Here is a 14,004-nt window from a genome sequence, read left to right on the forward strand (position 1 = left end):
GCTTATGACGGGGTGGAGGGTGGTATGCGGGCCACGGTCAGGATCGTGTGGAAGGGCTCGGTGATCAGGCCGTCGGGGAAAGCCTTCAGCAGGGAGCGCCGCTCGGCGTCCAGGAAGTCCTCCAGCCGGTCCCCGATCGCCTGGACGTACGACTTCGAGCGCAGCCACAGCTCGTACCGGTCCAGCGGGAGCGTCCGGCTCCAGCGGCCGGAAACCATCACAACCTCGGTGAACAGGCCCGTCCAGCGCAGTTCGTCCGCCCAGGGGCGGGTGCGGTAGTCGCGCCGGTAGCCGGGGCTCATCGCCTCCAGACGCCGCTGTTGACGCTCCCACCAGCGTAGGTCCTCGCCGTCGACGTCGTTCCACCAGACCGCGAGCGCGCCGCCGGGACGCAGCACCCGTGCTGCCTCGGCCGCGGCCACCGGCACCCGTACCCAGTGCCACGCCTGGGCGTAGCAGACGAGGTCCGCCACTGCGCCGGAGAACGGCAGCGCCTCACCGTCGGCGCGTACCACGCCGATCTCGGGGGTGCGTTCCCGCAGTCGGCCGAGCATGACCGAGCTGTGGTCCACCGGGATCACCCGGGCGCCGCGCGCGAGCAGGTCACGGGTGGCTATACCCGTTCCGGCACCGACCTCGAGGATGTCCGCGCCGGCCAGCTCACGTCCGGCCAGCCATTCCAGATCCTTGAACAGCTGATCGGGATAGGATGGCCGGGCGGCGTCGTAGGCGTCCACCATCGGGTCGAAAAGCGATCTGGCGCTCATTACCGCATGGTGACACCGTCACGCGGGATGGATACGGCTGTTCGTCGCTGTTTGTCCCCGGTACTTCCTGCCTCCGGTACTTCGCCGGTATCGCCGACCGGCCCGACGACAGCACCCGGACCAGCGGCGCCCCGGACCGTAACCGTAACGTCAGGGCAGGCGGCCGGCCGCGGTGACGGGGGCGGCCGCGAGGTTGAGGCGGGTGAACGCCAGGGCCTCGGCGAGGTCGGCCTCCCGCTGCGCCCGGGATTCCGCGCGGCGAGTGTTGATCTCCACGACGACCGTCCCGTCGAAGCCCCGAGCCGCGAGCCGTTCCAGCAGGTCGGCGCATGGCTGGTTGCCGCGGCCGGGCACCAGGTGCTCGTCCTTGGCCAGGCCGATCCCGTCGGCCATGTGCACGTGGACCAGCCGATCGCCCAACTCGTCGGCCATGGCGAGCGCGTCGGAGCGGGACACGCTGGTGTGCGACAGGTCCAGGGTGACGTGCCGGTAGTCGTCACCCACGGGCGACCAGTCCGGCGCGTACGCGGACACCTCCCGCCCGCGGGCCCGCAACGGGAACATGTTCTCGACGGCGAAGCGGATGTCCGTCTCGTTCGCCATCCGTTCGATGCCCTCGACGAAGTCGCGGGCGTAGTCACGCTGCCAACGAAACGGCGGGTGGACGACGACGGTCGGTGCCCGCAGCGTCTCCGCGACGGTGCGGGCCCGTTGCAGCTTCGCCCACGGCTCGACTCCCCAGACTCGCTGGGTGAGCAGCAGGCACGGGGAGTGGATCGCCAGGATCGGGATGCCGTGATAGTCGGAAAGCCGCCGCAGGGCTTCCGGATCCTGACTCACCGGATCCGTCCACACCATGATCTCTACGCCGTCGTAGCCAAGCCGGGTGGCCATCTCGAAAGCTGCTGCCGTCGACTCCGGATACGTCGACGCGGTCGACAGCGCCACCCTGGCCGAGGGCACCCGTGCGATGGCACGCCCACCGCCACGCGGCGTGAGCAAGGTCGGGTACCCGGTGTCAGGGGGCGGACCAGCGGAATCCGCTGTCGGCTGCCACAAACCTGCGCCACGGTTGTCCGCGACCTCGGCGTCCCCGAGCCGCGGCGCTGGGGTCTGCGCCTCGGACATCCCTCCAGAGTAGTGCCTGTGTGCGGCGATCGACGCCTGACTCGGAACAGCGAGGTATCAGCCCGGATACCGGGAGCGACCGTACGGGGATCGGGCGGGGATCACGTGAAGATCATTTGAAGATCACGCAGAGGTCAGCCAGTCCAGCCTGCGCAGGATGACGCCCTCCCGCAGCGCCCACGGGCAGATCTCGACCTCGTCCAGGTTCAGCAGGTCGAGGGCTTCGTCGGCGACCACGGACCCGGCGGCCAACTGGCCCGCGCGGTCGGCCGACACCCCGGGCAGATCACACCGTTCGGCGGCGGACAGCCGGCACAGCCGCGCGGATATCTCGCGCAACGCGTCCCGGCGCAGGACCCGGCGGACGTACGGGCCGCGGCTGTAGGGCTCCGCGCCGGCGATCCGGGCCAGCGACCGGAAGGTCTTCGACGTCGCCACCGCCCTGGTGGGCTCGCCGACCACGTACAGCCTGGAGACGACCGGGGCGATGTGCGCCCGGACGTAGCGCCGCAGGGCCGTCACCTCGGAGCGTTTCGGCGGGTCGTTGGTGAACCAGTCCCGGGTGAGTCGGCTGGCCCCCAACGGCAGGGAGGACACGACATCGGGGTCCTCGTGCATCCCGGCCGCGATCTCCAGGGAGCCGCCGCCGATGTCGAGCGCGAGCAGCCGGCCGGCACTCCAGCCGAACCAGCGCCGCACCGCCAGGAAGGTCAGCCGGGCCTCGTCCTGCCCTGGCAGGACCGCGAGCGCGACCCCGCTGGCGGCCCGCAGGCGAGCCAGGACATCCTCACTGTTGGTAGCGTCCCGCAGCGCAGAAGTGGCGAACACCACAAGATCGTCCACGCCGAGCTCGTCGGCGCGCGCGCTCATGTCGATGATGCAGTCGGTCAGGATCCGCTCACCCTCGGCGGAGAGGGCTCCGTCACCGTCGAGAAGTTCGACCAGCCGCAGCGGGACCTTCGCGCTGGCGGCCGGCAGCGGCTGGCCACCGACATGGGCGTCCACCACCAGCAGGTGCACGGTGTTCGAGCCGATGTCGATCACGCCGAGGCGCATCCGGCCGGTGACCGGCGGGACGGCGACGTGCGGGACAGCATGATCATGATGGGGCGGGGGCTGCTGGCCACCGTCGAAGGAGGCCGGCGCGGGCAGCGTCACGGGCGGCTCACCGGCCCCGGGCCGGGTGGCGGCGGGGATCTCGACGGCGGCGGCCTCGGACACGGGCTTCAGTGACATCGGACACACTGGCAGCTCACCCGCACGGCAACCGGCAACCCGACCGGACCAGCCGGACCGGCCGGACCATCCAGATCGGTCAGATCGAGCAGGACGGAAACATCGGGAAAATCGGACAGCGGGCGGAGGGTGTGCGTCCCCCTCGTCGCGTGGCCAAACTTCACGCATCCACTCCCGGTCGTGCATCGAGCCGGCCACGGCCGGCCGGCACCGGCATCCAGCGAACCAGACCAGTACCGGCAGCCGGCGGACAACGCGCCCGGCGGACCACCATGACAGCGACGGCGAACCACCATGACAGTGATCAGGTACGCACAGCGACCCGGCCGGGCGGAGCCCTCACCTGACCAACGTACACAAGTGATCGCCGCTGTCAGGCCGGAACGCCGATCAGAGGATCGGAATCGTCACGGAAAGATCACAGCCGTATCACCGGAGAGGCGAAGATGCGAAGAGGCCACCGGTGTCAGGGCTCGAACTTGTACCCCAGACCCCGGACGGTCACCAGGTGGCGCGGGTTCCCGGGCTCGCCCTCGATCTTGGTACGCAGACGCTTGACGTGGACGTCGAGGGTCTTGGTGTCCCCGACGTAGTCCGACCCCCAGACGCGGTCGATCAGCTGACCGCGGGTGAGGACCCGGCCGGCGTTGCGCAGGAACATCTCCAGCAGCTCGAACTCCTTCAGCGGCAGTGGGACGGAGGCGCCGGCGACCGTGACGACATGGCGTTCGACGTCCATCCGCACCGGACCGGCCTCCAGCGTCGCCGTGACGCGTTCGTCGATCTCACCGCGGCGGCGCAGCACCGCGCGGATACGGGCGACCAGCTCACGGGCGGAGAACGGCTTGGTGACGTAGTCGTCCGCGCCGAGTTCCAGGCCGACGACCTTGTCTATCTCGCTGTCGCGGGCTGTTAACATGATCACCGGGACGGTCGACCGCTGCCGCAGCGCCCGGCAGACCTCCGTACCGGACAGGCCCGGCAGCATCAGGTCCAACAGGACGAGATCGGCGCCGTGCCGCTCGAACTCGGTCAGCGCGGCCAGCCCGTCGGCGGCCACCGCGACGTCGAAACCCTCCCGTTCCAGCATGAACGACAACGCGTCCGAGAACGACTCCTCGTCCTCCACGACCAGCAGGCGGGTCACGCGTCACACTCCTTCGTCATCCGTCCGTCATCCGTCCGTCAGTCAGGCGTCAGTCAGGCGTCAGTCAGGCGTCGGTCGTCCGTCGGTCAGTCGTCATCCGTCAGTCGTCCATCGTCGTTGTCACGTCCGCGCTCGACGTCAGTATCGATCTCGACGTCGGTATCGATCTCGGTATCAGCGTCGGCCAGCAGCAGCGGCAGTCTGATCGTGAACGTCGACCCGGCCCCCTCGGAGCTCCACACGCTCACACTTCCCCCGTGGTTCGTCGCGACATGCTTCACGATCGCCAGGCCCAGCCCGGTGCCGCCGGTCGTGCGGGAACGCGCCGGGTCCGCCCGGTAGAAGCGCTCGAAGACCCGCTCCAGGTCCTTCTCGGCGATGCCGATGCCCTCGTCTGCAACCGAGAGCTCCACGGTGTCGCCGGCGCGTCGGACCCCGACGACGACGCGGGTCCCCGGCGGGGAGTAGGTGACCGCGTTGTCCAGCAGGTTCGCCAGCGCTGTGACCAGCTGCCCCTCGTCTCCGCTGACCACGAAGTCGCTGTCGCCGATCACCGCGACGGTGATCTCCTGGGCGGCGGCGGCCAGCCGGGTGCGGTCGAGCGCCTCGGCCAGCACCACCGACACCTGCACCGGCCGGGGATCCGGCTGCGGGTCCGCGCCCTGCAGCCGGGACAGATCGATGATCTCCTGCACGAGACGGGCCAGCCGGGCGGACTCGTGCGTCATCCGGGAGGCGAACCGGCGGACGGCCGCCGGATCGTCACTGGCCGCGGCGACGGCTTCGGCCAACACGTGCAGCGCGCCAACCGGGGTCTTCAGCTCGTGACTGACGTTCGCCACGAAGTCCCGGCGGACCGCCTCCACCCGGCGGGCCTCGGTGAGATCGTCGAGGATAACGGCGACATGGCCGTCCGAGTCCAGCCGCGAGGTGCGAGCGCGTACGGCGAACGCCTCCTGGTCGGGACGGGGCCGGGTCAGCGGCGGTTCGGGGCGGGGTGGCAGGTCGAGCTGCCGGTCACGGTCGACGCCGTCGCCGCGGGTGCGGGCGGCCAGGTCGCTGAGCTCGACCAGGTCCAGACGGCTGTCGACGATCACCCCCATGGCGTGGGCCGCCGGGTTGGCCAGGACCACCACGCCGTCGGCGTCCAGAACGATCAGCCCGGAGGGCAGGCCGTCGACAAGGCGCCGGACGAGCCGCGAGGGCAGCGCCGCGCGCGTGGCGGTCGGCGGGTTCGCGGCCGCGGCATCGCGGATCCGCCGCCGCGGGGACACAACGGTACTGTCACCTGCCCGGATCGTGGACGCACCTCGGCCCGGCGGTATCTGCGCCGGCGGTACCGAGCCCGCCGAACCCGACGATGCCGAACCCGACGGCGTCTGGGCCGGCGGTGTCTGGGCCGAGACCGGTCGCGGGCCGGGACGGGCCGCGGAACCCGCCCGGCCGGTGCGCGGCGTGGGGCCGGCGGCATCCGGGTTGGCTCCGCCACCGAAGAGCCCGAAGCCGGAGAAGCCGGAACGGCCGAAACCGGAGGGCCCGAAACCGGGAAGACCGAAGCCTGCATCCCGCTTGCACTCGCCCTCGCCCACGGCCGAATGGTAGGTGGACTGTGGACGTATCCGCCCAACCCGCGCCGATAGTCGTCAGGAGTTCACCCGGCCAACAGAATGTGTTCACCGTGGGGCGAGCACCGCCGACCATCGTTGATCGCGACAGGGTATGCGCGGCGTTCGGGGTCATATGTCCAGGAGCAATCGCTGTTCGCCCGCACCGTGTGACGCGCCGAAGGTCGAAACGGCGGCTTTCCCACGGACAGCCGACGCCGGCTCGCAACGCCGGGAGCCGGCACGCGCATGGTCGCCACCCCGGCAGACCGGGGATGCGGCCGCTGTTCCAGTGACCACGGGGATCCGCGGCTTCCGGCAGTGCGAAAAAACATGATCGCGTCCTGCCAGCCGTCCCCGTCTCACCCTGTTGTGATCCGATGGGCTGACAACCGCTACAGACACGAAGGAGCCGTCCGTGCGGGACGCCTTCCACGACGAGCTCGAGAGCATCAACTCCTCACTCGTCGAGATGACCAACCTGGTCGCTTCAGCAATGGCGCGAGCGACAACCGCGCTTCTCGACGCCGATCTGCAACTCGCCGAGGGTGTGATCACGGCCGACGAGACCGTGGACCTGCTACGTAACGAAATCGAGGAGCGATCCTTCGACATAATGGCGCGCCAGCAACCGGTCGCCACCGACCTGCGGACCATGGTCACCACGCTGCGTATCGTGGCTGACCTCGAACGCATGGGCGATCTCGCGCTGCACGTCGCCAAGGTGGCCCGCCGGCGCTACCCCGGCCGCGCCGTCCCACCGGAGCTGCACTCGACCCTGCTGGAGATGGGCCAGGTCGCGCAGCGCATCGTCGCCAAGGCGGGGTCGGTCATCGCAGGCCACGACACGGCCCTGGCCAAGGAGCTGGAAAGCGACGACGACTCCATGGACGCCCTGCACCGCAGGCTCTTCCATGTGCTGCTGGAAACGGAATGGACCTACGGCATGGAGGCCGCGATCGACATCACCCTGTGCGGCCGCTACTACGAGCGCTACGCCGACCACGCCGTCTCAGTAGCCCATCGTGTGATCTACCTGGTCACCGGCAAACGCGTCTGAGCAGCCGCCGCCCCGCAAAGCCCGACGGCTGCGCGAATGGAGCGGTGGCGTGGTTTGCGCCCCCGGCTGGGCCCACGTTTCCCACGTCACCGCTCCGTTCGGCACCACGGGGGCTCGCCCGGGGGCGGCGTTCGTTACTTCTTCCTGCCCTGGGCGGCTACGGCGGCGGCGGCTCTGGCCGCTTCCTCCGGGTCCAGGTAGGACGAGGCCAGGACGCGCAGGTCGTCGTCCAGTTCGTAGCGCAGGGGGATGCCGGTGGGGATGTTCAGGGCGGCGATGTCGCTGTCGCTGATGCCGTCCAGGTGCTTGACCAGGGCACGCAGCGAGTTGCCGTGGGCGGCGACGAGCACGGTCCTCCCGCGCCGCAGGTCCGGCACGATCGCGTCGTACCAGTACGGCAGTATCCGGGTCACCACGTCCTTGAGGCACTCGGTCGTCGGGACGAGGTCCGGCGGCAGGTCGGCGTAGCGCTCGTCCACACCACTGACCTGGTTGGGGCCGATGGGCGGCGGTGGGGTGTCATAGGAACGGCGCCACAGCGTGAACTTCTCCTCGCCGTACTCGGCCAGGGTCTCGGCCTTGTTCAGCCCCTGCAGGCCGCCGTAGTGCCGTTCGTTCAGGCGCCAGGAGCGGTGCACGGGGATCCATGTCCGGCCGGCCGTGTCGAGCGCGATCCAGGCGGTGCGGATCGCGCGCAGCAGCAACGACGTGTGCACCATGTCCGGGAGCACACCCGCGTCACGCAGCAGTTCACCGCCGCGGGCCGCCTCCTGGCGGCCCTTGTCGGAAAGGTCGACATCCACCCAGCCGGTGAACAGGTTTTCTCGGTTCCACGTGCTCTCGCCGTGGCGGAGCAGAACGAGCGTCGGCATGACTTCGATCCTGCCGCAACCCGCCGCCGCGATGCGGCTGGATCGCCCGTGGCGCACCCGCCCGGGACCCTTTTCAGGGCCGCTCCGACCGCGACGCCCAGCCCTTCACCGCCCCACACCGGTACCCCCGGCCCTGGCCGCCCGGCCCGCTGGCGTCCGCCCTCGTCCGCCGTCCTGGCTGTCAACCTGGGTGTCAGTCGGTGGCCCTGGGATGGCCGATACCGGCATAGATCGCCCAGGCGTTCTGGTTCGAGTCATCGATCAGATACCAGAAGCGTCCACCGCCGGTGACCGCGTGCTGCCACCGCGGCCGCTACGTGACGTTCTTGCTTGCCCGGCTAGAGACAAAACGGCTGGAGACAAAGAGACCTCCGGGCGTTTCCATCGCCCATAGAAGGGACGACGGGCCGTCGGGACCAGCGACGACGCCCGGAGGTCCGGTGCCTGCCTGGTTCTCGCCGGTGCCGGTGCCCGCAGGTCACCCGGCAGGGGTGAGGACCACGAGACCGGCTAGCGGACAGTCACCTCACGAGTCCGTTTATCACACAAAACTGGACCACCTCCCTTCCTGTGTACGGACAACGCTACGGGGACGGGGCGGGCTCGGCAACCGCTTTTCCCCACCAACCGTCGGGGCGTCGCCGACGACTTCGCGACGGCAAAAAGTAACATATATATAACTTTCAGCTACAGCCCTAGTCAGTCGCGACAGTGGCACGGCAAGACCACCGTCCGCGCGATCGAAGATCCATCGGGCACGGCCTAAACTTGTTCCCATGGCGGTGGACGTCGCGGGAGGCCGGGAGAGCCGGCAGCGGCGCGACGCCGCGCCCGGCACCGCGCCGGTTTCCGCTGTGCCGCCGAAGGCCCAGGCCCCAGGCTCACCGGCCGCGGGGCCGGCGGGGGACGACGCCTGGCAGACACAGCTGCGTTCCCGCGGCTACCGTCTCACCCCACAACGTCAGCTTGTTCTCGAAGCGGTCACCCGGCTCGGCCACGCCACCCCTGAGGAGATCGTCACGGAGGTCCGCCGTACCGCGGGCGGGGTCAACATCTCAACGGTGTACCGCACCCTGGACCTTCTCGAGGAGCTCGATCTCGTCTCGCACGCGCATCTCAGCCACGGCGCGCCGACCTATCACGCGGCCGGCCTCGCCGAGCACGTCCACCTGGTGTGCGGCGGCTGCGGCGCGGTACAGGAGATCCCCTCGAACGTACTGGCCGACCTCGTCACCCGGCTGCGCGACGACTTCGACTTCTCCGTGGACGTCAGCCATGTCGCGCTTGCCGGCCGGTGCGGGGACTGCGCGGGCTCGGGTTCCGGTTGAACAGGCCATGACCGCCGACTCCATCGCCCCGCCCGCAACCGGCACCCGGCCGCCCGAGCCCGGCAGCCCCGGCAGCCCGGACGACGGCTCCCGCTACCGCTCACCATTGCTGGCCGTCGCCGGTGCCGTGCCCGCCGCCGGAGCCGACCTCGGGGTCGCTGACCACTACGGGGATCCGCTGCGCGAGCAACGCGTCGGCGAGCACGGCGCGGTGGTCGTCGACCGTTCGCACCGCGGAGTGCTGCGCATCACCGGCGTGGACCGGCTGTCCTGGCTGCACAGCATCACCTCCCAGCATCTCGCCGCGCTGCCGGCCATGCGGGGCAGCGAGGCGCTGGTGCTCTCCCCGCACGGTCATGTCGAGCACCATCTGATGATCGCCGACGACGGGACGGCCACCTGGCTCGACGTCGAACCGGGCACCAGCACCGCGTTGCTCGCCTATCTGGAGTCGATGCGTTTCCTGCTGCGGGTCGAACCGGTCGACGTCCACGCCGACCACGCCGTGCTGTCGGTCCTCGGCCCGGCCGCCGTGGACGTCGTGGCCAGCGCGTTCGCTCCGCTCGACCCTCCGCTCCACCGGCCTGCCCGCCGCGATGTGACGGTGGGTTACGACGGTGACCTGCTGGCCCGGGGCCCGTACCCGCTTGCCCGGGCGCTCGTCCGGCCGGCACCCCCGTGGCCGGCACCCCCGCGACGGACGGCCCGGTGGCCGGCGGCGGTGCGGGCGGCCAGGAGGATCCGGACGGGTACGACATCCTCGTCCGGGCGATGTCCGACGGCCTCGACCTGCTCGTCCCGCGCCGGGCGCTGCGCGGGACGGTCGAACGGCTCGTCGCCGCGGGCGCGTCCCTCGCTGGTGTCGGCGCGTTCGAGGCGGCACGGGTCGCTGACCGCCGCCCTCGCCTGGGCGCGGAGACCGACCATCGGACGATCCCGCACGAGGTCGGCTGGCTGACCACCGCCGTCCATCTCGACAAGGGCTGCTACCGCGGTCAGGAGACGGTTGCCCGCGTGCACAACCTGGGCCGCCCACCCCGACGCATGGTTCTGCTGCATCTGGACGGCACGACGGTCGCCCGAGGCGCCCCGGTGAGCGGCGGCGGCCGGACGGTCGGGTTCGTGGGCACGTCCGTCGTGCACGCGGAACTCGGCCCGATCGCGCTGGCAATCGTCAAACGGACCGTGCCCGACGACACCGCCCTGGTCGTCATCGACCCGGAGACGGGTGAGGTCGCGGCATCCGTGGAGCCGGCGAGCGGGCCCGACCAGCCGACTCGCCCGGCCGGCCGTCTCGTCGGCTGACCCGGGCCGGACAGGCCGCCCCCATACGTCGTCCCCACACATCGTCCCCACACATCGCCTCCGTATGTCGCCCCGTGGCGGCCGCTCCGGTGGGGGCGGCCGCCACCCAGCTGGGACGAGACGACAGAACACGATCAGGTGGGACGAGCGAGGAGCTGATCCACCTCGCGGGCCTCCGGATGCGCCGCGTGCCGGCGCAGGGAGCGCCGGACCTCCTCCGCCCGCCGCGCGTTGCGCTGCGAGCGGGTGGCCTCCAGGAACGGCGTCGCCTCCCGGACGAGCGCACACCCGTGGTCGATGTTGCCCAGGTCGATCTGCACGGCCGCGCGACGGAGCAGGTATGTCGCGTGGTCACGGGCGCGGGCGACCGGGTGCACCTTGAGGGCGTGCGTCAGCCACCGGTCCGCCTGCGGCAACTGACCGAGATCGATGTAGCAGATCCCGAGCTGGGCCGCGTGGAACCCCTCGTCGAAGATGCCCGCCCAGGCCGGATCCTGCGGGCTGGAGCGGTCGGCCGCCGTTTCGGCCTGGGCCAGCGCGCGGAAGCATCCGGCCTGATCGCCCAGTGCCGCGTGCGCCCGGGCCAGCCTCATCTGGAGCATCGCGCCGACGCGTCCGCTGATGCCGCCGCTGCTCGCCACGGCCGCTTCCGCCAGTTCGAGGGCTTCCTTGGGATGGGCGAAGTCGACGCACTGCAGTGACATGTTCTTCATGATGTTCGCGCCGACCAGCCGGTCCCCGGCGGCGTGGGCGGCATGCAGGGCCGCGATCCAGTAACGTTGTGCGCTCGTGTGGTAGCCAGCGTCGAACGATGCCCACCCGGCGATCCGGGCGAGTTCGGCGGCGAGCAGTTGGAGACTCGCCCCGATCTTTTCCGTGTACGAGCCCTTGGCGAGCAGTTCGGTGACCACTCGCAGCTCGGCGTCGACAAGCCGCCGGACGCCCTCCCCGCCGAGCCGGTCGTCCATCAGTCGTAACCCCGGGATGTTGTGCTCGATGCGGTGGACCACCTGTTCGTCCACCCGACCGCCGTCCAGGGCGGCGACGAGCCGGGTGGGCTCCAGGTTGAGCCACTCGTTGGCCAGGCTCGCCACACCCGCTCCGGTGATGGTGAGGAACCCTCGACGGTCGGTGAGGGCGCCTTCGACAACATCGATCATGGACGTCACACTGCCTGCGCTGTTCCACGGGTAGTCGGTACGTACGACGTCACCGGTCGGCAGCCAGGCGGGCCAGGGATGGGACTCGACCTTCTCGGCCGAGACCCCCAGCTCAGCGGCAAGGGCGAGCTGGGAGACCCGGTCGGGTACGACGCCCCGGTGTTCCCAGCGCCAGACCTTCTGACGCTCCGCCGCCATGTTGGCCACACCCAGGTCGCGTGCGCGGCGCGCCACCACCCGGGCCAGTCGCTGATAGGACCAGCCACGCTGCGCCCGGACGAACGCGAGCGGGTGAGCGCAGGCGCCGGCACCCTCGGTCGACATCATCTGTCTCCTTCGAGTCGCATCTGGTGAGCAGCTAACGACGCTATGTGGTGACATCTTCGCGACACAGTGACAAACAGGAAGCGATGCGTGCGCAAAAGGCCACAGGAGGACAACAGCACGCACCGTTTAACACCGATTGCACGCGTGCTCACGCGATGGCCGCGAATGCACCGCACAAAATCCCGCACAGGTCATTGACTGCTCATCCGCTTGCTGTTCAGCAAGATCCTGCCATCATGCTACCGCCGGTCGCGCGCCCCACAAGAGGCCGTACCACAGCGAGATCACACGGAGCGTCCCAAGCCGCCTACTCTCCGCTTTCAATTTTGTAAAAAAATTTAATGAATACAGAAAGAAATAGAACTGTGAACAGAACGGGAGCGAAGCGGCGGCAAAGGCGAGCGCCCCCGACGAACAACGGCCTCACGGCGGCCGCAGACCGAGCGACCACCGACCCGATGATCACCGGCCAGGTGATCGATGATCACATAAGGAACGCCTCCGCCTGCTTCTGCAGTTCGGTCAGCGTGGTCGTCGGATTCGCGCCCATCATGATCCTCGCGACCGCCTCGGACGCGAGGACAGGCACCTCACCGCCGCGCGGCCCGGACCAGTACGGCGCGCGGACGATCGAATCGATCAGCGCGTTGAAGGGCACGACCTGCGGATACCGCTGGTACAACGACACCAGCCGGTTCGCGGCCTCGATGTCGACCGGCAGATAGCTCAGCGTCGTCACCCCGGCGGCCACCATGTCCGGCGCGAGCATCGCCATCATCAGCTCGGTGGCCATCTCGTACTGGCAACGGTCGGTGGCCAGCATCACGAGACCGTTCCCGCTGGCCACCGGATGCTGCGTTCCACCCGGCAGGACGGGAAGCGGCGCCACGCCGAGCGGGAACGCGCCCTTGCCCTGGCGTTCGATGGTCTGCAGCCCCGGCACCACCGAGCTGATGCTCGCGCCCACGATCGCGGACTTCCGGTTGAGGGCGAAGCGGACCATGGCGTCGGCCGGCGTGTTCGACTGGGGCCCATAACCGCCCACCCTGGCCAGGAAGCTCGCGGTGTCACGCGCCGCGGCGCTGGTGAAGTCCGGCTGCCCCACGGCGTTCTGGATGCTCGCGCCCTTCGACCCCGCGATGGTGTTGAAGAACCACTGCCCGAACTGGTCCGAAGTCGGCAGGTCGACCGGCTGGACGCCGGGCAGGGCCTGTTTGATCTTTTCGGCGGCGGCAAGCAGACCGGTGGTGTCCTTCAGCGACCTCGGGTCCACCCCGGCCTGGGCGAGCATGTCGGCGTTGTAGAGCAGGACGGGCACGGAGACCTGCTGCGGGACGACGAACAGCTGCCTGCCCCCCACCGTGCCCAGCGTGGCGAACCGCTGGTCGTAGGAGGCGCGCAGCGACCGCGGCGACACCTCCTGGGCGTCGAGCCGTTCGACGAAGGTGGCCAGCAGGTCGAGCCCGGCCACCGCGAGGTCCGTGCTGCGCCCGGCGGCCGCGTCGGCGCCGATCTGCTGGACGATCTGGGAATAGCTGGTCGCGGCGGACGTGATGTCGACGGTCAGGCCGGGATGGGCCTTTTCCATGTGCGCCCTGGCCGCCTTCGCGGTGTCGGCGAGCGGGCCACTGACGATCATCCGCAGCGTCCTGACCCTCATGGCGCACTGGAGCGACGCCGTGGCCCCGTTCGCGTCGGTCACGGCCACGGCGGCCCGGCGGACGGAGGCCGGCCGTCGGCGACGAGCCGCCGGAACCGCCCACCCCACACGCGGCGATCGTGCATACGGCGGCGACGGCGACGAACCGTGTCGCCCGCGGAATCCGGTTCAATTTTCTTCCTTTCAGGCTTTCACGCCCCGACGCCGCCGGTTCTGACACTGGTGCCGAGGCCGGTACCGCCGATGACTCCGGCGGCCGGCCGACAGCGGACCGGAATGAGCACGGTCGATTTCGCGATACTCGGCGCGGCCGGTGGCCGGGAGGCGGGAATCGACAACGGAAATGCGGCTCGCGGGCCCGTGGGCCGCATTTCCGTTGTCGATTCCCGCCTCCCGGCCACCGGCCGCGC

At 70.0% G+C, this 14,004-nt stretch carries 12 protein-coding genes; 4 read left to right on the plus strand and 8 right to left on the minus strand.

All coding sequences use genetic code 11. From position 1 onward, the window contains the following. Positions 1 to 2: 2 nt before the first annotated feature. The 5 genes from CM1CMNOD_RS19010 to CM1CMNOD_RS19030 form a co-directional block, all read right to left on the minus strand. Entirely contained in the window at positions 3 to 767 is a 765-nt protein-coding gene (locus tag CM1CMNOD_RS19010; RefSeq protein ID WP_013875209.1) for a class I SAM-dependent methyltransferase, read from the minus strand. A 150-nt stretch (positions 768 to 917) separates the two neighbouring features. Continuing rightward, positions 918 to 1,895: a sugar phosphate isomerase/epimerase family protein gene (locus CM1CMNOD_RS19015; RefSeq protein WP_013875210.1), complete on the minus strand. Its 978-nt coding sequence runs from the start codon at positions 1,893 to 1,895 to the stop codon at positions 918 to 920. Between the two features lie 123 nt (positions 1,896 to 2,018). Then, the gene (locus CM1CMNOD_RS19020; RefSeq protein ID WP_013875211.1) at positions 2,019 to 3,140 is read right to left on the minus strand and encodes a Ppx/GppA phosphatase family protein; all 1,122 of its coding nucleotides are present in this window, start codon (positions 3,138 to 3,140) and stop codon (positions 2,019 to 2,021) included. A gap of 457 nt (positions 3,141 to 3,597) precedes the next feature. Continuing rightward, entirely contained in the window at positions 3,598 to 4,278 is a 681-nt protein-coding gene (locus CM1CMNOD_RS19025; protein WP_013875212.1) for a response regulator transcription factor, read from the minus strand. Between the two features lie 86 nt (positions 4,279 to 4,364). Next, positions 4,365 to 5,534 (minus strand): sensor histidine kinase, encoded by a 1,170-nt coding sequence (locus CM1CMNOD_RS19030; RefSeq protein ID WP_131796751.1) that lies wholly within the window; start codon positions 5,532 to 5,534, stop codon positions 4,365 to 4,367. Between the two features lie 766 nt (positions 5,535 to 6,300). Here CM1CMNOD_RS19030 and phoU point away from each other — a divergent pair. Further along, complete coding sequence (gene phoU / locus CM1CMNOD_RS19035; RefSeq protein ID WP_013875214.1) at positions 6,301 to 6,942, plus strand: phosphate signaling complex protein PhoU; 642 nt, start codon at positions 6,301 to 6,303, stop codon at positions 6,940 to 6,942. 134 nt (positions 6,943 to 7,076) lie between these two features. Here phoU and CM1CMNOD_RS19040 read toward each other — a convergent pair whose 3' ends face one another. Next, positions 7,077 to 7,814: a phosphoglyceromutase gene (locus CM1CMNOD_RS19040; protein ID WP_013875215.1), complete on the minus strand. Its 738-nt coding sequence runs from the start codon at positions 7,812 to 7,814 to the stop codon at positions 7,077 to 7,079. Between the two features lie 776 nt (positions 7,815 to 8,590). Here CM1CMNOD_RS19040 and CM1CMNOD_RS19045 point away from each other — a divergent pair. From CM1CMNOD_RS19045 to CM1CMNOD_RS24535, 3 genes are read left to right on the plus strand one after another with little or no spacing between them, the layout of a single operon-like run. After that, positions 8,591 to 9,142 (plus strand): Fur family transcriptional regulator, encoded by a 552-nt coding sequence (locus CM1CMNOD_RS19045; protein ID WP_013875216.1) that lies wholly within the window; start codon positions 8,591 to 8,593, stop codon positions 9,140 to 9,142. A 7-nt stretch (positions 9,143 to 9,149) separates the two neighbouring features. Beyond that, a complete protein-coding gene (locus tag CM1CMNOD_RS19050) occupies positions 9,150 to 10,100 on the plus strand; it encodes a hypothetical protein (protein ID WP_242625467.1) in 951 nt (316 codons plus the stop codon). Further along, on the plus strand, positions 10,049 to 10,447 hold the full coding sequence (locus CM1CMNOD_RS24535) for a YgfZ/GcvT domain-containing protein (protein WP_242625468.1): 399 nt from the start codon (positions 10,049 to 10,051) through the stop codon (positions 10,445 to 10,447). The genes CM1CMNOD_RS19050 and CM1CMNOD_RS24535 overlap by 52 nt, the downstream gene beginning before the upstream one ends. Positions 10,448 to 10,581: 134 nt before the next feature. On the opposite strand, the gene CM1CMNOD_RS19055 is transcribed toward CM1CMNOD_RS24535, so the two are convergent. Next, positions 10,582 to 11,931 (minus strand): transcriptional regulator, encoded by a 1,350-nt coding sequence (locus CM1CMNOD_RS19055; protein ID WP_043607222.1) that lies wholly within the window; start codon positions 11,929 to 11,931, stop codon positions 10,582 to 10,584. Positions 11,932 to 12,418: 487 nt separating this feature from the next. Then, the gene (locus tag CM1CMNOD_RS19060; protein ID WP_237702873.1) at positions 12,419 to 13,573 is read right to left on the minus strand and encodes an extracellular solute-binding protein; all 1,155 of its coding nucleotides are present in this window, start codon (positions 13,571 to 13,573) and stop codon (positions 12,419 to 12,421) included. Positions 13,574 to 14,004: the final 431 nt, after the last annotated feature.

The organism is Protofrankia symbiont of Coriaria myrtifolia (genome assembly GCF_900634755.1).
GTDB classification, from domain to species: Bacteria; Actinomycetota; Actinomycetes; order Frankiales; family Frankiaceae; genus Protofrankia; species Protofrankia coriariae.